General features: G+C 53.3%; 20 protein-coding genes and 1 tRNA gene. 15 read left to right on the top strand and 6 right to left on the bottom strand.

The annotated features are described in order from the left end of the window. Positions 1-162 precede the first annotated feature (162 nt). The 3 genes from clpP to EGT74_RS11325 all read right to left on the bottom strand — a co-directional run bounded on the left by clpP (position 163) and on the right by EGT74_RS11325 (position 3,570). Entirely contained in the window at positions 163-870 is a 708-nt protein-coding gene (gene clpP, locus EGT74_RS11315) for an ATP-dependent Clp endopeptidase proteolytic subunit ClpP (RefSeq protein WP_123846609.1), read from the bottom strand. Next, complete coding sequence (tig, locus tag EGT74_RS11320) at positions 860-2,233, bottom strand: trigger factor (protein WP_123846610.1); 1,374 nt, start codon at positions 2,231-2,233, stop codon at positions 860-862. The genes clpP and tig overlap by 11 nt, the downstream gene beginning before the upstream one ends. A 305-nt stretch (positions 2,234-2,538) precedes the next feature. Further along, positions 2,539-3,570 (bottom strand): GntR family transcriptional regulator, encoded by a 1,032-nt coding sequence (locus EGT74_RS11325; RefSeq protein ID WP_123846611.1) that lies wholly within the window; start codon positions 3,568-3,570, stop codon positions 2,539-2,541. A gap of 275 nt (positions 3,571-3,845) precedes the next feature. Between EGT74_RS11325 and EGT74_RS11330 the strand changes: the two genes are divergently transcribed. The 4 genes from EGT74_RS11330 (at position 3,846) to EGT74_RS11345 (ending at position 8,875) form a co-directional block, all read left to right on the top strand. Further along, a complete protein-coding gene (locus tag EGT74_RS11330) occupies positions 3,846-5,921 on the top strand; it encodes a bifunctional aldolase/short-chain dehydrogenase (RefSeq protein ID WP_123846612.1) in 2,076 nt (691 codons plus the stop codon). 20 nt (positions 5,922-5,941) lie between these two features. After that, the gene (locus EGT74_RS11335; RefSeq protein WP_123846613.1) at positions 5,942-7,297 is read left to right on the top strand and encodes an FGGY-family carbohydrate kinase; all 1,356 of its coding nucleotides are present in this window, start codon (positions 5,942-5,944) and stop codon (positions 7,295-7,297) included. A 264-nt stretch (positions 7,298-7,561) separates the two neighbouring features. Beyond that, positions 7,562-8,140 carry a Crp/Fnr family transcriptional regulator gene (locus EGT74_RS11340; RefSeq protein ID WP_123846614.1) on the top strand — a complete coding sequence of 193 codons (579 nt, stop codon included), beginning with the start codon at positions 7,562-7,564 and terminating at the stop codon, positions 8,138-8,140. A gap of 60 nt (positions 8,141-8,200) precedes the next feature. Further along, positions 8,201-8,875, top strand: a complete 675-nt coding sequence (locus tag EGT74_RS11345; protein ID WP_123846615.1) for an FMN-dependent NADH-azoreductase — start codon at positions 8,201-8,203, stop codon at positions 8,873-8,875. A gap of 76 nt (positions 8,876-8,951) precedes the next feature. Here EGT74_RS11345 and EGT74_RS11350 read toward each other — a convergent pair. Next, positions 8,952-9,033 (bottom strand) — tRNA-Leu (locus tag EGT74_RS11350). A 464-nt stretch (positions 9,034-9,497) separates the two neighbouring features. Between EGT74_RS11350 and EGT74_RS11355 the strand changes: the two genes are divergently transcribed. From EGT74_RS11355 to EGT74_RS11370, 4 genes are all read left to right on the top strand, one after another. Then, positions 9,498-11,729 carry a RelA/SpoT family protein gene (locus tag EGT74_RS11355; RefSeq protein WP_123846616.1) on the top strand — a complete coding sequence of 744 codons (2,232 nt, stop codon included), beginning with the start codon at positions 9,498-9,500 and terminating at the stop codon, positions 11,727-11,729. Positions 11,730-11,799: 70 nt separating this feature from the next. Further along, entirely contained in the window at positions 11,800-13,062 is a 1,263-nt protein-coding gene (locus EGT74_RS11360; protein WP_123846617.1) for an adenylosuccinate synthase, read from the top strand. Between the two features lie 96 nt (positions 13,063-13,158). Then, positions 13,159-13,698: a hypothetical protein gene (locus EGT74_RS11365; RefSeq protein WP_123846618.1), complete on the top strand. Its 540-nt coding sequence runs from the start codon at positions 13,159-13,161 to the stop codon at positions 13,696-13,698. Between the two features lie 99 nt (positions 13,699-13,797). Beyond that, complete coding sequence (locus EGT74_RS11370) at positions 13,798-14,994, top strand: anthranilate synthase component I family protein (RefSeq protein ID WP_246008190.1); 1,197 nt, start codon at positions 13,798-13,800, stop codon at positions 14,992-14,994. A gap of 3 nt (positions 14,995-14,997) precedes the next feature. Here EGT74_RS11370 and EGT74_RS11375 read toward each other — a convergent pair whose 3' ends face one another. After that, positions 14,998-15,921 carry a TIGR01777 family oxidoreductase gene (locus EGT74_RS11375; protein WP_246008191.1) on the bottom strand — a complete coding sequence of 308 codons (924 nt, stop codon included), beginning with the start codon at positions 15,919-15,921 and terminating at the stop codon, positions 14,998-15,000. A gap of 183 nt (positions 15,922-16,104) precedes the next feature. Here EGT74_RS11375 and EGT74_RS11380 point away from each other — a divergent pair, with 183 nt between their 5' ends. From EGT74_RS11380 to EGT74_RS11400, 5 genes are all read left to right on the top strand, one after another. Further along, complete coding sequence (locus EGT74_RS11380) at positions 16,105-17,619, top strand: hypothetical protein (RefSeq protein ID WP_123846620.1); 1,515 nt, start codon at positions 16,105-16,107, stop codon at positions 17,617-17,619. Positions 17,620-17,634: 15 nt separating this feature from the next. Then, entirely contained in the window at positions 17,635-18,615 is a 981-nt protein-coding gene (locus EGT74_RS11385) for a hypothetical protein (RefSeq protein WP_123846621.1), read from the top strand. Between the two features lie 100 nt (positions 18,616-18,715). Continuing rightward, a complete protein-coding gene (gene purQ, locus EGT74_RS11390) occupies positions 18,716-19,408 on the top strand; it encodes a phosphoribosylformylglycinamidine synthase subunit PurQ (protein ID WP_123846622.1) in 693 nt (230 codons plus the stop codon). Positions 19,409-19,450: 42 nt separating this feature from the next. Further along, positions 19,451-19,906, top strand: coding sequence for a protein-disulfide reductase DsbD domain-containing protein (locus EGT74_RS11395; protein WP_123846623.1), 456 nt, complete (start codon positions 19,451-19,453; stop codon positions 19,904-19,906). 196 nt (positions 19,907-20,102) lie between these two features. Then, a complete protein-coding gene (locus EGT74_RS11400) occupies positions 20,103-22,103 on the top strand; it encodes a protein-disulfide reductase DsbD family protein (RefSeq protein ID WP_123846624.1) in 2,001 nt (666 codons plus the stop codon). A gap of 72 nt (positions 22,104-22,175) precedes the next feature. On the opposite strand, the gene EGT74_RS11405 is transcribed toward EGT74_RS11400, so the two are convergent. Continuing rightward, the gene (locus EGT74_RS11405) at positions 22,176-23,087 is read right to left on the bottom strand and encodes a hypothetical protein (protein WP_123846625.1); all 912 of its coding nucleotides are present in this window, start codon (positions 23,085-23,087) and stop codon (positions 22,176-22,178) included. Between the two features lie 158 nt (positions 23,088-23,245). Here EGT74_RS11405 and EGT74_RS11410 point away from each other — a divergent pair, with 158 nt between their 5' ends. Continuing rightward, complete coding sequence (locus EGT74_RS11410; RefSeq protein ID WP_123846626.1) at positions 23,246-23,929, top strand: response regulator transcription factor; 684 nt, start codon at positions 23,246-23,248, stop codon at positions 23,927-23,929. Positions 23,930-23,954: 25 nt separating this feature from the next. Further along, the gene (locus EGT74_RS11415; RefSeq protein WP_123846627.1) at positions 23,955-25,280 is read left to right on the top strand and encodes a sensor histidine kinase; all 1,326 of its coding nucleotides are present in this window, start codon (positions 23,955-23,957) and stop codon (positions 25,278-25,280) included. Positions 25,281-25,291: the final 11 nt, after the last annotated feature.

The raw sequence follows: 25,291 nt of genomic DNA on the forward strand, positions 1-25,291 counted from the left end.
TCTATTAGCAATCTTTTTCATGCGTTGCCGAGGCTTCCTTCAACAGAACCGTAAAATTACACTTTTTTGCGGGGATACCGGGGGAAAATGCCGGATTTAACAACGCTTTAGATGTTAGCCTTTTAAACGGAAAACGTCCCGCCGGAGCGGGACGTTTCAGCATTATTGCGGGTTATTTTCACCCAGTTTTTTCTTCGGATTTTTATCGAGCACATCGTCGATAATGCCGTATTCTTTGGCTTCGTCGGCGGTCATCCAGTAGTCGCGGTCACCGTCTTTTTCCACTTTTTTCACGGGCTGGCCGCTGTGGGAAGCGATGATTTCGTTCAGCTCTTTTTTCAGCTTCACGAACTCACGGGCGGTGATTTCGATATCGGAAGTCTGGCCTTCGGCGCCGCCGTGCGGCTGGTGGATCATCACACGGGCGTGTTTCAGCGCGGTGCGTTTCCCTTTCTGGCCGGCTACCAGCAGTACGGCGCCGAAAGAGGCGGCCATACCGGTACAGATAGTGGCTACTTCAGGAGAGATGATCTGCATGGTATCGTAAATACCCAGGCCTGCGTATACGCTGCCGCCGGGGCTGTTGATGTACATCTGGATGTCGCGGTTGCGGTCTGCAGATTCCAAAAACAGCAGCTGGGCGGTGATCACGTTGGCCACGTAATCGTTTACCGGGTCTCCCAGGAAGATAATCCGGTCGGCCATCAGGCGGGAAAACACGTCCATCTGTGTTACGTTCAGCTGGCGTTCTTCGATGATGTACGGCGTCAGCGAGTTGATCTGGTGGCGGGCGTAGCTGTCTACTACCAGGCTGCTGATTCCGCGGTGCTGTATGGCATATTTCCGGAATTCGTTATTGTTAATGTTCATGATGGTGGTGTTTATGAGGTAATTTTACAAATTCTTCTGCAGTTATTTCCTCCTCTTTTACGTTCACCTTGGTTTCAGCCCAATCAAACAGCTTCTGGGTGATCATTTCACGGTAAGTCTGGTCTACATATTTTTCGTCCTGCAGCAGGCGTTCCAGGTAGCTGTCCAGCCACTCTGCCTGTTCGCCGCCAAGGCCGTAATATCCCATGATTTTAGCGCGGGCGTTCTCTTTCAGTTCCTCGAAGGACACTTCCAGGGAGTTTTCGCGGATCAGTTTATCGCTGATCAGCGTCCAGCGCAGCTGATGGTCGAAGTTCGGGTATTCGTGCTCGGCTTCCTCGGCTGTTTTGGGCTTTTCGCCACCTTTCTGCAGCCAGCGTTTGAGGAATTCTTTGGGAAGCTCGATCGGAGTTTCGTGCACCAGGGTCTCGAACAGGTCGTTGTGAAGGTGGTTGGTGGCTTCCTGTTTCCAGTATTTGCCGATCTCTTCCTTCAGTTTGGCCCTGAATGCTTCTTCGGTGGTGATGTCCTGACCGGGATATACTTCTTTGAAGAATTCTTCATTCAGTTCCCTTTTTTCGATCAGGCCTACTTTGGTAATGGTGAGCTGGAAGTATTTTTTCACAGCTTCTTTATCGTTGGCATCAAGCCCCAGGTCTTTCGCGATAAACTCCAGGCGCTCTTTGTCGAAACCTTTGGACAGCTGGATAACCAGGGTGTCGCCGGCTTTTTTGCCCTGCAGTTTTTCCTGCACCGCAGGTGCGAAGTATTTCAGCAGGAGGTTATTTTCCTTCTTTTCGGCGCCTTCGGCGATGTTGCCTTTGGCGTCGCTTTCGATGAACTCTACGGTCAGCACATTATCTTCAGACGTGATGGTTTCAGGATCGCTCATTTTGCCGCCTTTCAGCTGCAGGCGCTCCAGCTCCTGGTTCACCATTTCGTCGGATACTTTCACATTGTAACGGGTGAGGGAAGTTTTGCCGTTCAGCGGGGTCACTTCAAAAGCCGGCTTCAGGCCCACTTCGAAGGTAAAGTCGTATTCTGCGGGTTTCGCATAATCCAGCTGTTTGGCTTCTGTGTCGGTAGACAGGGGCTGGGCGAAGATTTCCAGCTTTTCCTGCTGCAGGTAACCCATCAGTTCTTTTTCCACGGTTTTCAGTACTTCATCCTGGAAAATAGCCGGGCCGCTCATTCTTTTGATCATGCCGGCGGGAACCTGGCCTTTACGGAATCCCGGGATGTTCGCATTCTTTGAAAAATGCTTCACTGCTTTCTCGAAATTGGGAAGATAGTCTTCCTGGCTCACTTTCACAGTGATCTTATCATTTAATAAACCAATGTTCTCTCTGGTTACGGTTGCCATTTGTTTTTTGTTAATATATTAAAACACAGAATATAAAAAATGTTCGGCCAGTGAAGTACCATGTACACGAAGATTGTGCCATGCCCCTGCAGAGAAGGAATGCCTGCCTTTTTAGCAGGCCGGGTGAAGCGTTGACAGAGAAAACTGGCCCTGCCCTGTCAAATACCCCGGCCGGAAGATGGCTTCCGGAACCGTCCGGCAGCACCTAACAAATTGACTCTCATCTTTTTAGGTAGGTGGCACCCTGTCTTTAGGACTGCAAATATAAGGCATATTCGGCGGGAAAAGGCAAATAATACGCCCGCCTACAACGATTCCCGGAGGGTAACGTTAAACGGCACTTCGATCTGGGCGATGGCATTGTCGGTGATCAGCCCGGCAGCCAGTTCGCCCATCATGGCAAAATCGGTGGAAATGGTGGTGAGCCCGTTGAGGATGAATTTTTTCAGCGGCGTTTCGTTGTAGGAGATGATGCCCACGTCTTTGCCGATGTTGAGGTGCAGCGACCGGATCTTTTCGATCAGCGCCACCAGGTCGTGCTCCCGGAGGTTGATGTACACCGAGCCGGCGGAGATGCTTTCCTCTGCGATGTCGGGCACCAGGCTGTGGGGGAAGGCATAATCCTCGCAGAATTGTAAAAAGCCCTCCCGGATTTCTTCCGGGTAATAGGTGTTCTCCGGGAAGATGAGGTGCAGCGAGCGGTATTTCTGCAGCTTTTCGCGCGCCTGTTCCAGCGCATGATAAATATCCTCCCGGAAGTTTTCGTACACGGCGCTGTATTCGCCGGCGATGCCCTTCAGTTTTTTATCGAGCAGGATAAGTTTTTCGCGCGGGATGCCGTTGACCAGCTCCTCGAGATGCTGCTGCCTTTCACGGAAGTGGGGGAGTATCACCACGTGGGTGTATTCCTGCAGATTGCGCGACAGTAGTTTCTTGAACAGCCCGAAGTCGCTGTTGTAGATATAGAAGTCAATGCTGGCTTGTGTTCCCAGCTTGGCGGCAAAAGAATCGTAAATGATCTTTTTGTGCTCGCTGAGTTTGTTGAACAGCAGCAGGATCTTGTACGGCTGGCCGGAAGAGGCATTCATCACGTAATATCCTTTACCGGGCACGGAGCCCAGCACACCGCGGCTTTTGAGGTATTTGAAGGCCTTCTCCGCCGTGTCGCGCGAGATGTCGAGCTCATAGCTCATCTCGTTGATGGAGGGCAGGATTTCATCCCGCTGTATCTTTGCTTCACCCACCGCTTTGATAATGGCATTGGCCAGCTGCTGGTATTTCGGCGTGGCGGAAAAATCGTCGATGTTGAGGTATCTGAAAATATTTGATGGCTTCATCCGTTAATCCCCTTTTTTGGTTCATCCGGGAGAAAAGCAGGAGGCTTCTCCGCCGGATCAACAATGTACAGAATTAAAACTGAAATTGCATGCAGGGCGGGCAGGACAGCCCATGACAGTTGACCACACAGCATTAATTAATTTGAGCAGACTTTATAAATCCACGATTTGTATGATCGCAATCCTTGGCATAAATTTTCAGTGTACCGGCGGTTTCGGCCATCCTATGCATAACCCCCGCATGCCGCTGTTCGTTAAACCATCAAACGAATCAAATGACGATAGAATTTAAACACGTAAGTTATTTATGGGATGAAGCCCAGGCCGCTACCATGGCCGGCGACGAAGTTGCCTTGCTGATCTACCGCTCCAATTTGCTGGGGGCCGATCTCCGGTTAACGAACTACGGCGGCGGCAATACTTCCTGTAAAGCGATGGCGCCCGATCCGCTGACCGGCGTTCCCACGGAAGTGATGTGGGTGAAAGGTTCCGGCGGCGACCTGGGTACGCTGAAACGCAGCGGTCTGGCGGCTTTGTATACGGACAGGCTGCGGAGCCTGCAGCAGATATACAAAGGCATCAGTATGGAAGATGAGATGGTGGAATTGTTCAATCATTGCATCTACGACCTGCATTCCAAAGCCCCCTCGATCGATACGCCGCTCCACGGATTCCTGCCTTTCAAACATATCGACCACCTGCATCCCGATGCGGCGATCGCCATCGCGGCCGCGAAAGACGGCCGTAAAATAACGGAAGAGTTGTTCGGCGGCAGCATCGGCTGGGTAGACTGGCAACGGCCGGGATTCGACCTCGGTTTGCAGTTGCAGCAATGCCTCGCCGACAATCCCGGCATTCGCGGCATCATGCTGGGCTCGCACGGATTGTTCACCTGGGGGGACACCGCCTACGAAAGTTATATCAATACGCTCGAAGTAGTGGAGCGCTGCGCGGAATATCTCCAGCAGCACACCGGCCGCAGCAAGCCCGTATTCGGCGGGCAGAAAATGAAGGCGATGCCGCGGGAAGAACGCCTCGCCAAAGCCGCGCTGCTGGCGCCGGTGCTGCGGGGTTACTGCTCGTCGCATACCAGAATGATCGGCCATTTTACGGATGATGAAAAGGTGCTGGAGTTTATCAATTCCAACGACCTCGATCGCCTCGCGCCGCTCGGCACCAGTTGCCCCGATCACTTCCTCCGCACGAAAATCAGTCCGTTGGTGTTGAAAGATACCACCGACCTGGCGCCGCAGTTCGAAGCTTACCGCGCCATGTACACGGAGTATTACAATACCTGCAAACATGCGAACAGTCCCGCCATGCGCGACCCCAATCCCGTGGTGATCCTCATCCCCGGCATGGGCATGTTTACCTTCGCGAAAGACAAACAGACGGCGCGCGTGGCATCCGAGTTCTACATCAACGCCATCAACGTGATGAGAGGCGCGGAAGCCATTTCATCGTATACCGCGCTGCCGCGGCAGGAAGCATTTAATATCGAATACTGGCTGCTGGAAGAAGCAAAACTGCAGCGCATGCCCAGGCCGCGCGCATTGTCCGGCCGCATCGCGCTCGTTACCGGCAGCGCCGGCGGCATCGGTAAAGCCATTGCCCGGAAATTCGCCGCGGAAGGTGCGGTAGTCGTGATCAGCGATAACGATGCCGGCCGGCTGGATACGGCGAAAGCCGCCTTCGCCAAGGAGTTCGGCCGCGACGTATCGGCCGGTGAAGTGCTGGACGTTACCGATCCCGCCACCATCGAAAAAACATTCAACCTCGCAGCGCTTGCTTTCGGTGGAATAGACATCATCGTAAATTGCGCCGGGCTGTCCATTTCAAAACCTATCGAAGAACATACCGCACAGGACTGGGACCTGCTGTACGACGTGCTGGTCAAAGGCCAGTTCCTGGTAACGCAGGCTGCCGTGGATGTGATGCGCAAACAGGGTTTCGGCGGCGATGTGCTGAACATCGTCAGCAAAAACGCTCTCGTGTCAGGCCCCAATAACGCCGGCTACGGATCCGCGAAAGCCGCGCAACTGCACCTGAGCCGGCTGAATGCCGCGGAGCTGGGGAAAGACAATATCCGCGTGAACGTGGTGAACCCCGATGCGGTGATTTCCGACAGCCACATCTGGTCGGGCGCCTGGGCCGAAGGCCGCGCCAAGGCATACGGCATCACCGTGGAAGAACTGCCGGCCTATTACGCCAAAAGGACCCTGCTGAACCAGGTGATCCTGCCGGAAGACATCGCCAACGCCTGTTATGCATTCGTCGGCGGACTGCTGGATAAATCCACCGGTAATGTGCTGAATGTAGACGGCGGCGTGGCCATGGCGTTTGTCCGCTAAAAAAAGACCAACTTTGAGATATGCAGGCGATACCCGTCATAGTTGTATTGGACGTAGGCCGTACGAATAAAAAGCTGTTCGTGTTCAACGAACAGTATGAGATCGTATGGGAAAAGGCGGCGCGTTTTACGGAAATCACCGACGAAGATGGCGACGCCTGCGAAAACCTGGCGGCGCTTACGCAGTCGGTGTACGACTCGCTGCATGAAGTGTTCGAAAGAAAGGATTTTAAGATAAAAGCCGTCAACGTATCCGCATACGGGGCCAGCCTCGTGTATGTGGACGAGCACGGCAAACCGCTGGCGCCGTTGTACAGCTACCTGAAACAATACCCCGCGGCGCTGCAGCAAAACCTGTACGACAAATACGGCGGCCGCGAAACCTTCCTGCGGCAAACCGCATCGCCCGCGCTGGGGAGCCTCAATTCCGGCTTGCAGTTGTACCGCCTGAAAGCGGAGCAGCCCGCGGTGTTTGCCGCCACCCGGTATGCGCTGCATCTGCCGCAGTACATCAGCTCGCTGGTTTCCGGCGTGCTCTGTTCAGACATCACCAGCATCGGCTGCCATACCGCTTTGTGGGATTTTGTACGCAACGGTTATCATGCCTGGGTACAGGAGGAAGGGCTCGAAGTAAAGATGGCGCCCATCCTGCCGTCCAACAAAGAAATGCCCGGCCGTTTCGGCAAACATACTTTTATGGCGGGCACCGGGCTGCACGATTCTTCCGCCGCACTCATCCCATATCTCATCCAGTTCCGCGAGCCTTTCGTGCTGATATCCACCGGCACCTGGTGCATCAGCCTCAATCCTTTTAACGATACGCCCCTGACCCAGGAAGAACTGGCGCAGGACTGTCTTTGTTACCTGTCGTACGAAGGAAAGCCCGTGAAAGCGTCGCGGTTGTTTGCCGGCAACGAACATGAGCAGGAGGTGAAGCGCATCGCCGCACATTTTAACCAGTCCGCCCTGCATTACCGCACGATCACATACGACGCCGGCATCATGCGCGGTCTGAAACCGGGCGTGTTCGGCGAACGGGATTTGTCTGTTTTCTCGTCGGATGTGGAAGCCTATCACCAGTTGATGCTCGATATCGCCATGCAGCAGTATCACGCCACGCAGCTGGTGCTGCAAGACCAGCCGGTGAAACGCATTTTTGTGGACGGCGGTTTTGGCAAGAACGATCTCTACATGCATCTGCTCGCCAATCTTTTCCCGGAAACGGAAATATATGCCGCCACCATTCCGCAGGCCACTGCACTCGGCGCCGCCCTGGCGCTGCACGCGGCGTGGAACAGCCGTCCCGTTCCAGGGAGCCTTATCGGGTTGAAGCGGTACGAGGCGGATGTAGTTGTGATGGATGGCCCCAAAAGATAATTGGATTTTCAGGTGGATTTTGAAGCAATAGAACGAAACCGGAATATACAAACCTGTATCGTTGAGATAAACTTATGCCTTAGGAAGACAATTCATTATTTCGGAGGTGGGAGGTTTCACCTGGCTTTGGGTAAGAAATGAATGGACAGGTGCGCGATGTGCGCATTCCGGGAATTATACGCAGCCCAAATTTTGTTATTCCCCCGAATTTCCCCTATTTCGTTACCTGAAACGGCCGCTTATTCGGCCGGTTTCCAGCAAGCCATGTATGACAATCTGCTCAAGAACATCACCCGCCACGTTCAGCTGAACGACGAAGAGATCACGCTCTTCCGTACATTCTGGACGGAGAAACAACTGCGGAAAGGCGATTACCTGCTGCGCAACGGCGAAGTGTGCCGCTACGATAACTATGTGGTTGCCGGCGCGCTGAAAGCGTTTTACATCCATCCGCAAACCGGGAAAGACGAGATTCTCTTTTTTTCGGTAGACGACTGGTGGGCCACGGATATGGACAGCTTCACCCGCCAGACGCCTTCCATCTACAACATCCAGGCGCTGAAAGACACAACATTGCTGCAGATCCATCACCAGGCGTTCGACGGCATGCTCACCGCCATTCCCCGGCTGGAACGTTATTTCCGCACAATCCTGCAAACCTACCTTGGCGCCATGCAACGCCGCATCATCATGGCGAATACATTCGATGCCGCCTATCGTTACAAGGATTTCCTGGAACGTTATCCCTCCCTGCCGGACAAAATCCCGCAATACCTCATTGCCTCGTATCTCGGCATCTCCCCCGAATTTTTAAGCCGCTTGCGGAAAAGAAAAAAATATTGACCTGGTTCAATTTTTCCCCGGCAACGCAAGCGCAACTTTGTCCTGTAAATAACCAGGGCCATGAAAAAAATATTAGTGATCAACGCAAGTGTAAGGGGAGACAGATCCTACAGCAGGAAACTGACCCAATTATTCGTCGATAACTGGAAAGAGAGCCATCCCGAAGACCGTTTTACCTTCCGGGAAGTGGGCCTCGAAATCGTTCCGCATATTGATGAACGCTGGATTGCCGCCGCGTTTACGAAGCCGGCCGCCAGAACCGAAGAAAACCAGGCGGTGCTACGGCTCAGTAACGAGCTCGTTGCCGAATTGAAAGACCACGACATTTATGTACTGGGTACGCCCATGTACAACTGGTCAATCCCCAGCGGGCTCAAAGCTTACCTCGACCAGGTGATGCGCATGAATGAAACCTGGAAATTCCGCTCCGGCGTACCCGATGGCGATTACGTGGGGCTGCTTCACGACAAACAGTTGTTCATCCTTTCCAGCAGAGGCGATACAGGTTACGGTGCCGGCGAAAAAAATGCCCATATGAATTTTCAGACCAGCTACCTGCAATTCCTTTTCGGCATCATGGGCGTGACGGACGTCACCACGTTTTCCCTGGATAACGAAGAATTTGGCGGTGAGATATTTGAACGGTCGAAGGAGGGCGTCCGGGAGCAGATACTGGCAGTTGCCCGGCAGCCTGCTTTTGCGGTTGATGCGGCGGAGTGCTTAAGTAACGGGTAATGCCCGGGAGCTTGCATTCTGCTGAAAAACAGAAAAGGCTACCGAAGCAGCCTTTTGACAAATTGATCGTTTTTCGTGCGGGTGATAGGACTCGAACCTACATGCCGTGAAGCACCAGATCCTAAGTCTGGCGTGTCTACCAATTTCACCACACCCGCAATTTCCCTCCCGAAAAAGGTCTGCAAAGGTATCGTTTTTTGCCAATTTTAAAAATAATTATAACATGAGGGAGACCGCTTCTGTAATCGCCATCTAACCGTTCACCAGCAAGGGTTTCAGATTTTTGCCCCGCCGCCACAGCGGCTTTGCACCGTGTTCAACGAACCTTCAACGAAGGACCAACGAAGGACGAACGAACCTGCAGTTTTGCGCTCATCCTTCGTTGATCTCCCTGTGTAGCTTCGTTCATCCTTCGTTCAAAACGGCCGCAAGGCGAGGCGGGGAAGGGCAAAACACCTGCCCCCGGCAGGTTTTGCGGGAACGGCGCCCGGTCCCAAGCGGGGCGGGATGCCCTGGGGGCCTCGCCCGCCGGGAACTGCCGCCCGCCACCCCAACCCCCTGAAAATCACCCGGTTCCCCCCGCTTCTTATACTGCTGCCGATTTCGTAATTTTGGACTTAGCATGGAAACAGTGACCGTTCAAAAATATAACCTCGACGAAGAGCAGGAGAAGAAAGAGATCGTCCGGCATTACCGGGCCCTTTTACGAGCCCTTAAGCCCCGCCTCAAAAAAGGTGACAGGGAATTGGTTCGCACCGCCTTTGAGATGGCAGCCGATGCCCACAAGGATATGCGCCGCAAATCCGGGGAGCCCTATATCCTCCACCCCCTGGCCGTGGCCCAGATCACCGTGGAAGAGATCGGCCTCGGCGTGCGCTCCGCCATCTGCGCGCTGCTGCACGATACCGTGGAAGATACCGAGGTGACCCTGGAAGACGTGGAACGCGAGTTCGGCACCGAAATCGCCCATATCGTCAACGGGCTCACCAAAATATCGACCGTCATTGATTCCAGCACCAGTACGGCGCAGGCCGAAAACTTCAAAAAGATACTGCTGACCCTGGCGGACGACCCGAGGGTCATCCTCATCAAGCTGGCCGACCGCCTGCATAATATGCGCACGCTCGACAGCATGAGCCGGGAGAAACAGCTGAAAATAGCCTCTGAAACGGTATTCATCTACGCCCCGCTGGCGCACCGCCTCGGCCTTTACATCATCAAAAGCGAGATGGAAGACCTGGCCATGAAATACACCGAACAGGACCAGTACCGCGAAATCGCCCGCCGCCTCAAGGAAACCAAGCGCGAGCGCACCCGCTACATCAACGAATTCATCAAACCGATCAAGGAAGTACTCCAGGAAGAAGGCTTCCAGTTCGAAATATACGGCCGCCCCAAAAGCATCCATTCCATCTGGAACAAGATCAAGACCAAAGGCGTGCAGTTCGAAGAGGTATATGATCTTTTCGCCATCCGTATCATCCTGGATTCGGCGCTCGACAAGGAAAAGGCGGACTGCTGGAAGGTGTATTCCATCATCACCGACTTTTACCACCCCAGCCCCGAGCGTACCCGCGACTGGCTCAGCAACCCGAAAAGCAACGGCTATGAGGCCCTGCACGTGACGGTGATGGGCCCCAACGGCAAATGGGTGGAGGTGCAGATACGCAGTAAAAGGATGAACGACTATGCGGAAAAAGGCGTAGCCGCCCACTGGCGCTATAAAGAAGGCAACCAGAGCGTGCAGGAGTCGAAGTTCGAACAGTGGTTCAGCCAGATCAGGGAAATCCTCAACAGCCCGGATTCCAATACGCTCGACTTCCTCGCGGATTTCAAAAGCAACCTTTTCACCGAGGAAATATATGTATACACGCCCAAGGGCGACCTGAAGATCCTGCCGGTGGGCTCTACCGCGCTGGATTTCGCGTATTCCATCCACAGCGCCGTGGGCAACAAGTGTATCGGCGCCAAGGTGAACTACAAACTGGTGCCCCTCAGCCACAAGCTCCGCAGCGGCGACCAGGTGGAGATCATCACCTCCAACAAACAGAAACCTTCGGAAGACTGGCTGAATTTCGTGCTCACGGCCAAAGCCAAAAGCAAGATCAAGGACGCCCTCAAGGAAGAGAAGCGGAAAGTGGCCATGGACGGCAAAGAGCTGCTGGAGCGCAAGCTGGACCATATGAAGGCCTCCGCCAGCCAGTACAACATCAATGAACTGGTGCAGTTCTATAAACAGCCTTCCCCGCTCGACCTGTACTACCAGATCGCGGTGAAAAACATCGATCTGAAGGAGCTCAAGCAGTTCAACGTGTTGGGCGACAAGCTGGAAGCGCCCAAACCGGTCAAGCTCCCCGAGCTGCCGGCCGAGGAACCGCACAAACAGACCTCCAAGAAAGACGCCGAGCTGATCATTTTCGGGGAAAGCTCGGACAAGATCGCCTACAAGCTGGCCAACTGCTGCCGGCCCATCCCCGGCGACGACGTATTCGGCTTCATTACGGCCAGCGAAGGCCTTAAAATACACCGCACCAACTGTCCCAATGCGGCGCAGCTGCTGTCGCATTACGGGCACAGGGTGGTAAAAACGAAATGGGTCAAGAACCGCGAAATCTCTTTCCTGACGGGCCTCCGCATTGTGGGGATGGACGATGTGGGGGTGATCCACAAAATCACCAACATCATCTCCGGCGAGCTGAAAATCAACATCGCCGGGCTCACCATCGAATCCCGGGAAGGTCTGTTCGAAGGGCTGATCAAAGTGTTCGTACACGACAAAGACGAACTGGAAGAGCTGGTGCAGCGCCTCAAGGGGCTGGACGGCATTCAGAGCGTCAGCCGCCTGGAAGATTAAATTTCCTGCAACAATTCATTCAATCGCCTTATTTTTGCTCCTTCTTTAAAAACATAAATCTTTTTCAACAATGGTAGATGTACTGCTGGGGCTGCAATGGGGCGACGAAGGCAAGGGCAAGATCGTGGACTATTTTGCGGGTAAATATGATGTGATTGCCCGTTTTCAGGGTGGCCCGAATGCCGGCCATACCCTGTATGTCAATAATCAGAAAGTTGTGCTGCACACCATTCCCTCCGGTGTGTTCCATGGTAATACCCTCAACCTCATCGGCAACGGTGTGGTGCTGGACCCTGTGACGTTCAAAAAAGAATGCCAGACCGTGGCCGCCCTTGGCATCGACCTGAAGAAGAACCTCTTTATAGCGGAAAAAACGCATATCATCGTACCTACGCACCGTGCGCTGGACAAGGCTTCCGAACTGTCGAAAGGGCAGGAGAAGATCGGTTCCACCCTCAAAGGCATCGGTCCCGCATATATGGACAAAACGGGCCGTAACGGCCTGCGCGTGGGCGACGTGCTGCACCCGGACTTCGAGGTGCTGTACGGCAAGCTCAAAACCAAACACCTGCAACTGCTGGCCAATTACGACTTCACCGAAGACATCACCGAATGGGAAAAAGACTTTTTCGAAGCGGTGGAGTTCCTCCGGGAAATGAACATCGTAGGCGGCGAATACTGGCTGAACAACCACCTGAAAGCCGGTAAGAAAGTACTGGCCGAAGGCGCCCAGGGCAGCATGCTCGACGTGGATTTCGGTACTTACCCGTTTGTCACCTCTTCCAGCACCATTTCCGCAGGCGTTTGCACCGGCCTGGGCATTGCGCCCAAATGGATCCGCGAAGTGATCGGCGTTACCAAAGCATACTGCACCCGTGTGGGCAGCGGCGCTTTCCCCACCGAACTGGAAGATGAAACCGGCGAAACGCTCCGCCAGGCAGGTCACGAATTCGGCGCAACAACAGGGCGCCCCCGCCGCTGCGGCTGGATCGACCTCGTGGCCCTCGATTATACCTGCATGCTCAGCGGCGTTACACAGCTGGTAATGACCAAAAGCGACGTGCTCGACGCTTTCAAAACCGTCAACGCCTGCGTGGCATATGAAATCAATGGTAAACAAACGAAAGAGATGCCGTTCCAGATCAACGGCCTTACCATCAAACCCGTACTGGAAAGTTTTCCCGGATGGTCTGCACCTACTGCTGCAAGCCGGGAATACAATGCTTTACCTGCGGAAATGAAAAATTTCTTATCTTTTGTGGAGAGCTACCTGGGGGTACCGGTACAATACGTGTCAAACGGCCCTGGCAGGGACCAGATACTGGAAAAGTAAAGTCAAAAAAATACAAAAAAAAGAGTCAAAAAAAAATTTGGCTAATCAAAAAAACTGTTAAAACTTTACCTTAGAATCTAATTGTAACGTACCATTATGAAATCAAAATCTGATAAAGAAAAAGAGACTAAAAAAACTACTTCACCAAAGACTGACAAAGCCTCTGAAAAGAAGGCTGCAGGTAAGCCTAAAAAGGAAGTAGACGAGGATGAAGAGGAGGATGAGGAGGATGCTCCCCGGAAGTCTGCTGCTTCAAAAAAATCAGATAAGCTTGCGGCAAAATCCAAAAAAGAAGAAGACGAAGATGAGGACGACGACGATGATGATGATGACGATGCTCCGAAAAAAGGTGCAAAGAAACCAACAGCAAAAGCCGGCGCCAAAAAGAAGAAAGACGACGATGATGAAGAGGATGACGACGAGGATTTTGACGACGATGACGATGCCTGGGAAAAAGGAGAAGATGAAGACTACGATCCCGACTTCGAAGAGTTCGACATGCCCAAACCCAAAAGCAAACGCGGCCGCCCCAGCACCAAAAAAGGTGACGACGATGACCTGGATATCGACGACGAGTTCAAGGACATGGGCATGTTCAACGACCGGTTTGATGATGACGATGATGATGATTTCTAATCCGTAAACGTGCTATCATACAGTTTTCCTGTAAATAATATAAGCGCATTCAAACAACAAATGTTGAGCTGGGGTAACCGGTTCAACATTTGTTGTTTTTTGGACAACAACGAATACCGCCTTCCCGGCGGAAACGCTGAAGCGCTGCTGGCCGCAGATGCGGTTGAAGTGCTGCAATGCAATGCAGGCACGGCTTTCGACCAGCTCCGCGATTGGCACGCCGCCCGTCCCGGCTGGCTGTTCGGCCACTTTGCGTACGATCTGAAAAACGAAACGGAAAAATTATCCTCCGCCAACGCGGACGGGCTGGGTTTCCCCGATCTCTGTTTTTTCAGGCCCCGTTATGTGCTGCAGCTGCAGAACGGGCAGGTGCAGATCCAGGGCGAAAATCTCACGGAAGAGGAAGCGCGGAACATCTTTGAAGCCTGCGGAAAAGAACAGGAAGAAACATGGGCCGCACTCGGCGGCATGCTCCGGGCGCGAATGGACCGCAGCTATTACCTCGAGTCCGTGAGGGCGCTGAAAGCGCACATCCGCAAAGGCGACTGTTATGAAGTGAATTTCTGCCGCGAGCAGTTCATGGAAACAACCCTCCATTCCCCGGTGACACTATTCCACCGGCTCAATCATCTTTCACCCGCCCCCTTTGCCGCTTATTATAAACTGAACCGGCGTTACCTCGTTTGCTCCAGCCCTGAAAGGTTCCTGCAGAAAAAAGGCGACCGGCTGATTTCGCAGCCTATAAAGGGAACGGCTAAACGCTCTTCCGATCCGGCGCTCGACGCCGCCCTGCAATCGGAGCTGCGTAACAGCGCCAAAGAACAATCCGAAAACGTCATGATCGTTGACCTGGTGCGCAACGACCTGTCGCGCACCGCGGTACAGGGCAGCGTGCGGGTGGAGGAGCTGTTCGGCATCTATACCTTCCCGCAGGTGCACCACATGATCTCCACCGTATCCGCCACGCTCGATGCGCGGTTCCATTTCACCGACGCCATCCGCCACGCCTTTCCCATGGGCTCCATGACGGGCGCGCCGAAAGTGCGGGTGATGGAACTGATAGAACATTATGAAAAAACGCGCCGGGGACTCTTTTCCGGGGCCATCGGGTACATTACGCCCGGGGGCGACTTCGATTTTAACGTGGTGATCAGGAGTATCCTGTACAATGCGGAAAATCCGTACATATCCTTCCAGACCGGTTCCGCCATTACGTTTTACAGCGATCCTGAAAAGGAGTTCGACGAATGCCAGCTGAAGGCGAAAGCGCTGATGGCCGCGCTGGGAGTGGAGTAGGGGCTATTTTTTCTCCCGCAGGAGCTGCTCCGTCGCTTCCTGCACCGTGGGGTACGAAAACTGGAAACCGGTTTGCAATATTTTATCGGCGGATACATTGACGCTTTTCAGCACCTCCACGCTCATTTCTCCGAGTGCCAGCTTCAGGGCGAAGGCGGGCACATGCAGGGTAACGAAGCTGTTTCCCTTGGCCGCGCGGGCCAGCGAGGTGATCAGTTCCTGGTTGGTGACCGGCGTAGGGGCTACCGCGTTATACACGCCGCTCAGCTGGTCGTTCACCAGGGCGTTGAAATACAGGCGCACCAGGTCCTGCAGGTGTATCCAGCTCACCCACTGGTCGCCGTTACCCATGACCATGGCGAAACCCAGCTTCACCGGTTTATAAAATTCCTTCAGGGCCCCGCCTCTTAAGCTCAATACGATGCCGGTACGGAGGATGATGACCTTTTTGCCGAGGTCTTCCATCTGCCGCACGCTGTTTTCCCAGGCCTGCGTGGTAGTGCCCAGGAAATCGTCGGCCGAGGGGTCGTTTTCCGTAAAGGGGGTGCCTTTGAACGGGCCGTAATAGCCGGTAGCGGAAGCGCTGATCACCTTTTTGACTTTGTTGGCGTGGAGGCGGAGATGGTCGTACAGCACCTGGCTGCTCTGCACACGGCTGTCGAGGATCTCCTGTTTGCGGGCATTCGTCCAGCGGCCTTCGGCCACATTGGCGCCGGCGAGGTGAATGATATGATCGGCCTGCTGTAAGGCAGTGGTATCCAGTGTTTTGCGGGCAAGGTCCCAGCGGGCGTATTGCAATTGGGGATGATCGGAGCTCATTCTTTTCCGGGTCAGTACAATCACCCTGTACCCTCTTTCAATGAGAAAAGCGGTTAACGCCCTGCCGACAAGGCCTGTGCCACCCGTAACCAATACCGTGTCCATCATATTAAAAGCCAGCTTTTATGGAATAAAATTACTGAAATAATTGCCGTGAAAGGAAACATTCGTCGCCTGCCCTCCCTTACCACTTTGCAATCACACAATTTTCGTGTAGGTTTGGAGCACAAGCTTGCATAAAATTGCGTATTATAACGTTTATCCTATATCAAATCCATTAAACAATTATCCATGCGCATTCGTCATATCGTACAAATTTGGGTGTTCATGCTGTGCAGTACGATAGCCACTGCCCAGAAAATCACCTATTCAGAACCGGAGCGGGACGACTACAAAACCACGGAATTTGAGATCATCGGCAGGGTGTCCGGGAACATTCTGGTGTACAAGGCCGACCGGGGGGAATACCACATCTCCGTATATGATAACGCCATGCAGCTGAAAGATCGTGTGAAACTGGGTTTTTTACCCAAAAAACTGATCAGCGTGGATTTTGTGAATTACCAGGATAAAGCTTACATGATCTACCAGTTCCAGCGGAAAGACGCCGTCTACAGCTTCTGCGCAACGGTCGACGGCAACGGCCAGTTCGGGGAAGCCCCCATCATGGTTGACTCCACCCGCATCGGCAACTTCTCCCGGGAAAACAAAATCTACTCGGTGGAGATCTCGGAAGATAAGAACCGCATCCTCGTTTATAAGATCAACCAGGACAAGGAAGACAACCACGTGTTCTACACCTTCCTGTACGACAGCTCTTTCAACCTCGTCAACAACAGCCGCGTATCGCTGCCGATGGAGGCCAAGCGCCAGTTCCTCAGCAATTTCAGCCTCAGTAACGAAGGCGACCTGGTGTTCACCAAGCTGGAAAGGACCAGTAACCGCGACTATATCGTGAACGGCAGCCTGGTAATGAAACGGGCGGTGATAGACAGTTTTGAGGTATATCCCTTCGAAACAAAAGGCCTGCTGCTCGATGAGGTCAAACTGAAAGTCAATAATCAGGATAAACAGTCGCTGATCACTTCCTTTTATTACAAGCAGAAGCGGGGCAACGTGGAAGGGATTTACATGCTGCGGGTCGACAATACCAACGGCAGCCGGTTGTTCGAAAAGATGACCGCCTTCTCCGCCGAGCTGAAACAGAGCGCCAGGGGCGATGCTTCGCAGTCCGCCGCCTTCAACGACTACTTCATCCGCAAGATCGTGAACACCCGCAACGGGGGCTTCCTGCTCACGGCGGAAGCCTATTACACCACTTCCCGCACTCAACCCTGGAACCGCTGGAACTACATGTACGGCGGCTACGGCGGGTACAATCCTTATTATTATTCGCCATATTCCCCGTACTATTATAACCCGTACGGCTGGAACGACGGCCAGGGCACCCGTTATCACTACGACAACATCGCCATCCTGGCCTTCGACGAAAAAGGCGACCTGCAATACAGCAATTTTGTGCACAAAAGCCAGTTCGACGACGGGGCCGACCTTTACCTGAGCTATATGCTGGTGAACGTAGGCAGCGAACTGCATTTCCTGTTCAACGAGCTCGACCGCCGGCAGTATGTGCTGTCAGAGAACACCATCGGGCCCGACGGGAAGGTGAACCGCAAGCCCACCCTGCGCAACCTCGATAAAGGGTTTACCTGGATGCCCCGCTACGGCAAACAGATCAGCGCCCGCAGCGTGCTGATACCCTGTATTTACAGGAATTATATTTGCTTTGCTAAAATTGACTTTTAATCACACCTTTGCAACGTGATACGTTTTTTCCGATCGGGCAATCCCCTCACGGTATTGCTGCTGTTCATATACACCCTGTTCGTTAAATTCTACTACCTCATCAATCCGTCTGTTTACCAGGCCGACGGGTCTGAAGGGCTGGTATACGATGCATTGACCGCCTGGCTGGAAGGGATAGTGGGCAAAAGCCCCCTCTTTTTCACCGCCGCCACCGTGATGCTGCAGTTTCTGCAGGCGTTGCTGCTGACCCGTATCATCAATAATCACCGCCTTTTCCCGAAAGATACTTACCTGCCGGCCATGAGCTACCTGCTCTTCACGTCGCTGCTGGAAAGCTGGAACGTGTTTTCGCCGGCCGTGCTGGTCAACACCATCATGCTCTGGATATTTTCCGGGATCACCGATCTGTACATGCGCTCGTCTGCCCGCGATGTGGCTTTCAACCTGGGGTTCGCCATGGGCATCTGCGGGTTGTTCTATTTCCCCGCCCTGCTGTTTGTGGCGCTGCTTTTCGTGAGCCTGCTCATCATGCGGTCGTTCCGGCTGGCGGAGTGGATCATTGGCCTGCTGGGGCTGATCTGCCCTTTTTACCTGCTTGGCACCTGGCTGTTCCTCACCAACCGCTGGGACGCCATCGAAAACCTGCCCCGCATCGGTTTCCACCTCCCGATGATCACCAATTACAAGGTCTGGGGCGCTTTTGTGGTGTCGCTGCTGTTTTTTGTGACCGGCTGGCTGATGCTTCAGCGCACCTTTAACAAGATGCTCATCCAGGGCCGCAAGATATGGTCGGCCATGGCGGTATACGTACTGGTGGCCATTTTCATCCCGTTCTTCAGCGCCACTTTCACCCCCGGCTACTGGGTGCTGGCCATTTTGCCGCTCTCGCTCTTTGCCGGCAACGTTTTCTGGACCATCACCAATAACACCTTCGCCAATGCGGTGCACCTGCTGGTGCTGGCATATGTGATAATTATGCAATATTTTTCGCATTGATGTTATAGGAATCATAAAAACTGATGAGCGGTTATTGGAAATTGCGTAATGGTCAGTAATTTTGCTCTTTTCCAGGCTAAATCTAACGGAGATAATTAATATGAAATTCGGAGTAGTTACATTTCCCGGTTCCAACTGTGATCAGGATATGCTCGATGCGCTTCAGTACGATCTGAACCAGGAGGTGATTTCCCTTTGGCATAAAGACAAAGACCTGAGCATGTTCGGTACGGAAGACTGCATTTTGCTGCCCGGCGGCTTTTCTTACGGCGACTACCTGCGCTGCGGCGCCATCGCCAAGTTCAGCCCCATGATGCAAAGCGTGATTGAATTCGCCAACAAGGGCGGCCGTGTGATCGGCGTTTGTAACGGATTCCAGATTCTCTGCGAAGCCGGCCTGCTGCCGGGTGCGCTGCTGAAAAACCAGAACCAGCAATTCATCTGCAAGAACATTTACATGAAAAGCGAAAACCTGCATACCTCCATCACCAAAGATGTGGCAGGCCGCCCGCTGATGATCCCCATCGCCCACGGCGAAGGCAGGTATCATGCAGACGAGGCCACCCTCGATGAGCTCTTCAAGCACAACCAGGTTATTTTCCGCTATTGCGATGAATTTGGCAATATAATTGAAGATGCTAACCCGAACGGCGCTATCCGCAACATTGCGGGTATCAGCAACAAGGAAAAAAACGTTTTTGGGATGATGCCGCACCCGGAAAGGGCCAGCAACGAACTGCTGGGCAACCGCGACGGGCAGCTCATCTTCCAGAGCCTGATTAATAATAATTAAGATCAGAAACCCAATCAACCACCAACCAGAAAAAAAAGGACTATGAAGAAATTACTCGTTGCACTGTGCATGTTTGCACTGCCTGCACTGGCAGTAGCACAGGAAGAAAATCCTGTGAAATGGGATTTTACCGCCAAAAACGTTGGCGGACAGGTGTATGAAGTAACCGCGAAAGCCACCATCGAAAAAGGATGGCACCTGTACGCGCAGGACGCCGGTGAAGGACCTATCCCCACGTCCATCAAGTTTACCAAAAATCCGCTGGTGACCGTAGCCGGTAAACCGAAAGAAGTAGGTAAGCTCCATAAAGCATTCGACAAGAACTTCAACTCCGAGCTGAAATATTACGAAACCACCGTTGCTTTCGTACAGAAAGTGACCGTTAAAGGTAAAGCCGCCACCAAACTGAAAGGCAGCGTGGAATTCATGGTGTGCGACGATCATCAGTGCCTGCCGCCTGCTGAAATTCCATTTACCGTTAACCTGGGCGGAAAATAGAAGGGGGTGACTACCAGCACAACGATTATCTTCTAAACAGATATAGCAGGAACGAGTTCTTTCAAAGGAACTCGTTTTTTGCATTTACGTTCAGAACAATCTGCTAAGTCTATCGTACATATGAAATATGCGCCCCGCCCACACCAGGCAGCAGGGCATATTTTGATCAGACAATCAAAAAGACAAACACTACCGGATGAAGTACTTACTCTCAATGATAACCGGCTTCCTGCTTGCTTTCGGCCCCACCGCCCAGGCACAGGAAACGGACTCCATACCTAAACTGGTGAACTGGGATTTTGCCGCGGAAAAGAAAAGTGAAGGGATTTACACGCTCCATTTCAAAGCGAAGCTCGGCGAAGGCTGGAAACTGTTTTCCACCACCATGGGCGACGATGATCCGAACACCCGCATCGTGTTCGACAGCCTTAGCGCCACCCGCGCCGCCATCACAGGCATCAAAGAGGCCGGCGACCTGAAAAAGGCGCCTGAGCCAGTTCTCGATAACCTGGAGATCAAATATTTCGAAGGAGCGGTAGACATACAGGCCGAAGTGAAATACAACGGCCCCGTAAAAGATATCAAAGGCACCCTCACCTACATGGTGATCAAAGGGGAGGAGATCAACCCCGAAGAAACGCCCTTCCGCTTCAACGCGGACGAAACGGGCAACCTCACCGTGGGCAAAGGCGGCCTGCAGGTATCGGCCGACAAGGCGAACGACCTCAAGCGCTCCGCCATCGACCTGAAGAACCCCGTCAACAAAGTAGGCGGCATCGGCAACGAAGGCGAAACCAATCCCTGGTTCATCTTTTTGCTCGGTTTCCTCGGCGGCCTCGTAGCGCTCATCACGCCCTGCGTATTCCCGATGATCCCCCTGACCGTATCGTTCTTCACCAAAAGCGCGCAGGATAAAAAGAAAGGCATCTTCAACGCCAGCATGTACGGGTTCTTTATTTTCCTGATCTATGTGCTGTTCAGCGTGCCCTTCCACATTGCCGGCGCGGCAGAACCGGAGATCTTCAACAACATCTCCACCAACGTCTGGCTGAACCTGTTTTTCTTCGCCGTGTTCGTAGTGTTCGCGATATCGTTCTTCGGGGCGTTCGACATCACCCTGCCCAGCGGGCTGGCCAGCAAGGCCGATTCCAAAGCCAATAAAGGAACGCTCATCGGCATCTTCTTCATGGCGCTCACGCTGGTGGTGGTATCCTTCTCCTGTACCGGCCCGATCCTCGGTTCGCTGCTGGCAGGCTCCCTCAACTCCGACGGCGGCGCCTGGCTGCTTACCGCAGGCATGGCCGGTTTCGGCGTATCGCTGGCCCTGCCGTTCGCCCTCTTCGCCATGTTCCCCAACTGGCTCAGTTCCCTGCCGAAATCAGGCGGATGGCTGGGCTCCGTGAAAGTGGTGCTGGGTTACATCGAACTGGCGCTGGCCGTGAAATTCCTCTCCAACGCGGACCTCGTTACGCACTGGGGCATCCTGCACAGGGAAACGTTTTTCCTCATCTGGATCCTCATCGGCATCTGCCTCACCATGTACCTGTTGGGCTTCAACTGGAAGCTGCAGCGGACGGCTAAAATGAGCCCGGTAAGATGGATTTTCGCCATCGTTTTCGGCGCTTATACAATTTACCTGCTGCCGGGCGTGACCAATACCAAATACGCGCGCCTCAAGCTCATGAGCGGTTTTGCGCCCCCGATGTCGTACAGCTGGTACGGTAACAACGCCCACGAAAAAGGCGCGGTGGAACCGGATGTGATAAACGACTACGAAAAAGCGCTGGCGCTCGCCAAAGAGAAGAATAAACCCATCCTGATCGACTTCACCGGCTGGGCCTGCGTGAACTGCCGCAACATGGAAGAAAACGTGTGGACGGACCCCGAAGTGCACGCCCTCATCAAAGACAATTACATCCTGGTGAGCCTGTATACGGATGACCGCGCCAAACTGCCCGACGAAGAGCGCTTCCTGTACCAGTTCCCCGACGGCAAGAAAAAAGAGATCGTCACCATCGGCAACAAATTCGCTACCATGCAGACGGTGAACTTCATCAACAACTCCCAGCCGCTGTATGTGCTGATCAGCCCGGACGAGCAGCTGCTCACCTTCCCGGTGGCTTATACGCCGGATATTCAGGAGTATGCCAACTGGCTGAAATCAGGCCTGGACGCGTTCAAAAAAGTGAAAAAATAGCGACGGCTATAAAATATAAAAGAGGGTGCACCGCAAGGCGCACCCTCTTTTTTTATGTCCGGTTATCCATGGTCAGTATAAAGAATCTCCGCAGCCGCGCAACGCTTTCCCGTCCACTTTCAGCGTTACGGTCAGTTCGTGTTTTTTGTCGGCATCGTCCGTGCATCTTTTCACCTCGAATGTGGCCGTCAGCGTGTGGCCTTTCACGGAGGTGGTGAAGACGGTGGCATCCTTATCGCCTTTCTGCGCGTCGGCATAGGGGAACTCCACTACATCGGCGCCGTAGTTGCCGGTGTAAATGATCTTTTCGTGCGGGATAACGGCCAGCGACCAGCCGGGCTCATTGCCGGTAGCCCAGTGCGACGCGCCTTTCAGCCGCATTTCGTTGGCCACCTTGCTCAGGTCTTTTCGCTCGGCGTTCAGTGCGGTCATCACCTGGGTGGCCAGGGTGTTGACGTCGGCCGGTTTCAGGCGGAAATCACTATCGGGCGTGGCCGACTTGTAAGGTGTGAAGGCCGCGTTTTCGAGGGCCGCCAGGTCGGCCGCGGAGCGGGTTTCGGAATAGGCCAGGCTATTCCCTTTATAATAAAACGTGTTCTCGCGCACGGTGTTTTTTTCTTTGACGATCTCGCGGAACATCATGGGTTGTCCGTTCAGGGAGTCGAGGTATATCCAGCTTTCCGTGCTCACCACCGGGAGGTGGCTTTCCGGGTACAGGTAAAGGCGCAGCGGTTTGCCGGTGGCGGAATAGATCCCCACGAGGCCGGCCGAGTTATCGCCCATGGCAAAATTATGCGAAACGAGCATGCGCCCTGATTTGGCAGCCTGGTCGTCGATATTTTCGATGTAAGCGCTGATATCTGTCGTGTGCTCGATTTCCGCCGCAATGGTGCTGTCGCTGCCTTCGGCCTTTTTTTCCGACGACGGGCCTGCGCATGCCGCGAACAAGGCAATCCCGAATAATAGAACCGGATATGGTTTCATGCGATAGGTTTTTTTACGGGCAGTAGCTGCAAAGGTTGTGCTAGATTAATGAGCCCCTGGTTTTCAGTAGATTAAACATTAAGATATGCTTTTTTGTTGACATTCCCATGAGGCGGCCTTCAAAATTGCTTCAAATTTGTGTGTAATTTGCGGGGATTATGAAGGTGTTGCTGATTGAAGACAACCTGGAGCTGGCCAGCAGTATATCGGAATTCCTGGCCAGGGAAGGGTACATCTGTGAGGTGAGTTACAATATCCGTGACGCACAGGACAAACTCATCTCATTTCAGTACGATTGTGTGCTGCTCGACATTATGCTGCCGGACGGGAACGGCCTGCAGATTTTGTCGTTCATGCGCCTGGAGCGCGTGCAAAGCAGCATCCTCATCCTGTCGGCCAAAAACTCGCTCGACGACAAGATTGCCGGGCTGGAAGAAGGGGCGGACGATTATCTCACCAAACCCTTCCATCTTCCCGAACTGCACGCCCGCCTGCGCGCCATTTACCGCCGCAAGAAGCTCAACGGGAGCAACATGATCACCTTCAACGAAATCAGCCTCAATATCGATACGCTGGAAGCGCATGTGAACGGCACCCTGCTCGACATGACGCGCAAGGAATTCGATCTGCTACTGTATTTCATCGTCAATAAAAACCGGGTTTTGTCCCGGCAGTCGATCGCAGCCCATCTTTGGGGCGATTATACGGACAACCTCGCCAACTTCGATTTTGTATACCAGCATGTGAAAAATATCCGCAAGAAGATCAGCGCGGCCAACGGAACGGACTATATCGGCACAGTGTACGGGTTAGGGTATAAATTCAATACATCGAAGCAATAATATTGCCTCTAAACAAATCATTCTGATGAAGCTCGTTGACAGATTTACACTGTGGTTTCTCGGCATTACGATGCTGATCATCCCCGTGAATAGTTTTATCACCTACCAGAGCATCAAGCGCGAAATAGACAAGGCCGCGATTGAGCGGCTGAAACATGTGAACGTGCGGGTAGCCGGGCAGATCGAGCGGGGAGAAGTGCCGGGCGAATACAGCCAGGGCTGCAAGATCAAAGTGGAAACCACCGCCGCCGGCCACCCGGTGGATGTGTACGAAGTGACCGAAAAGGATGTGACCCACGATCCCGAGCTGAAAGACAACGACCGCAAAATCACCGTGGCGTCGTTCCACACCATCAACAACAAACACTACAAGATCATTTCAGGCGATTATGTATCGCGCTCGGAGCAGATCCTGGCGGGCCTGCGCACGTCCATCATGTGGAAGCTCATCATCCTCATCTGCCTCGTGGTGCTCACCGCGCGGCTCGCTTCGCGGTTTGTGCTGGCGCCGTTTTACGGCACGCTCAAAAAGCTGCAGCGCTTCAACCTGAAGCTGAAGAAAAAACTGGTGCTACCGCCCACACGCACCAAAGAGCTGCAGGAGCTCAACTGTTTTGTAAGCAAGATGACCGACAAGGCTGTGGATGATTATAATTCCCTGAAAGAGTTCGCCGAAAACGCCTCGCACGAACTGCAAACGCCCCTGGCCATCATCCGCAGCAAACTGGAACTGCTCTCCGAATCCGACATCCAGGGAGAACAGGCCGTGCTGATCACCGACATGCAGAACGCGGTAGACAAGCTGACGCGCATCAACCGCTCGCTGATCTTATTGTCGAGGCTCGAAAACAACGAATACGAAACCGAGGAAGAGGTGAACCTGAGCCACTACACGCAGGAAGCCGTGAACGCTTTCGGCGACTTGGTTTCGCTCAAGTCGCTCACCCTGCAGTGCAATATAGACACCAATGTGGACGTGCGGCTGCATGCCTCACTGGCGGACATCCTGCTCAACAATCTCATCAGTAACGCCATCCGTCACAACATTCCCGGCGGCTCCATCGAAGTGAGCCTCAACCGCCGCTGCCTCGTTATCAGCAACACCGGCCTGCCGCCGGAAGGGGCTACCGAAGACATGTTCCAGCGCTTCAAAAAAGGGAGCCAGAGCAATAATTCCATCGGGATTGGTCTGTCTATTGTCAAACAGATCTGCGACATGAATTCCTTTGAAATCCGCTACCATTATACATCCGACCGTCATCATGTAGAAGTTTTCTTTGCAGGTGAAGCCAATTCTTCAAAATTGCTTCAAAATGATGAGCGCTATTTGCAGGAGAAATATCAGCTTTAGAGCTGGCCATG

The sequence above is a fragment of the Chitinophaga lutea genome (genome assembly GCF_003813775.1).
Taxonomy (GTDB): Bacteria; Bacteroidota; Bacteroidia; order Chitinophagales; family Chitinophagaceae; genus Chitinophaga; species Chitinophaga lutea.

Coding starts and splice junctions, on each gene's coding strand:
- clpP (WP_123846609.1), bottom strand. CDS start 870: ATGAACATTAACAATAACGAATTCCGGAAATATGCCATACAGCACCGC.
- tig (WP_123846610.1), bottom strand. CDS start 2,233: ATGGCAACCGTAACCAGAGAGAACATTGGTTTATTAAATGATAAGATC.
- EGT74_RS11325 (WP_123846611.1), bottom strand. CDS start 3,570: ATGAAGCCATCAAATATTTTCAGATACCTCAACATCGACGATTTTTCC.
- EGT74_RS11330 (WP_123846612.1), top strand. CDS start 3,846: ATGACGATAGAATTTAAACACGTAAGTTATTTATGGGATGAAGCCCAG.
- EGT74_RS11335 (WP_123846613.1), top strand. CDS start 5,942: ATGCAGGCGATACCCGTCATAGTTGTATTGGACGTAGGCCGTACGAAT.
- EGT74_RS11340 (WP_123846614.1), top strand. CDS start 7,562: ATGTATGACAATCTGCTCAAGAACATCACCCGCCACGTTCAGCTGAAC.
- EGT74_RS11345 (WP_123846615.1), top strand. CDS start 8,201: ATGAAAAAAATATTAGTGATCAACGCAAGTGTAAGGGGAGACAGATCC.
- EGT74_RS11355 (WP_123846616.1), top strand. CDS start 9,498: ATGGAAACAGTGACCGTTCAAAAATATAACCTCGACGAAGAGCAGGAG.
- EGT74_RS11360 (WP_123846617.1), top strand. CDS start 11,800: ATGGTAGATGTACTGCTGGGGCTGCAATGGGGCGACGAAGGCAAGGGC.
- EGT74_RS11365 (WP_123846618.1), top strand. CDS start 13,159: ATGAAATCAAAATCTGATAAAGAAAAAGAGACTAAAAAAACTACTTCA.
- EGT74_RS11375 (WP_246008191.1), bottom strand. CDS start 15,921: ATGATGGACACGGTATTGGTTACGGGTGGCACAGGCCTTGTCGGCAGG.
- EGT74_RS11380 (WP_123846620.1), top strand. CDS start 16,105: ATGCGCATTCGTCATATCGTACAAATTTGGGTGTTCATGCTGTGCAGT.
- purQ (WP_123846622.1), top strand. CDS start 18,716: ATGAAATTCGGAGTAGTTACATTTCCCGGTTCCAACTGTGATCAGGAT.
- EGT74_RS11395 (WP_123846623.1), top strand. CDS start 19,451: ATGAAGAAATTACTCGTTGCACTGTGCATGTTTGCACTGCCTGCACTG.
- EGT74_RS11400 (WP_123846624.1), top strand. CDS start 20,103: ATGAAGTACTTACTCTCAATGATAACCGGCTTCCTGCTTGCTTTCGGC.
- EGT74_RS11405 (WP_123846625.1), bottom strand. CDS start 23,087: ATGAAACCATATCCGGTTCTATTATTCGGGATTGCCTTGTTCGCGGCA.
- EGT74_RS11410 (WP_123846626.1), top strand. CDS start 23,246: ATGAAGGTGTTGCTGATTGAAGACAACCTGGAGCTGGCCAGCAGTATA.
- EGT74_RS11415 (WP_123846627.1), top strand. CDS start 23,955: ATGAAGCTCGTTGACAGATTTACACTGTGGTTTCTCGGCATTACGATG.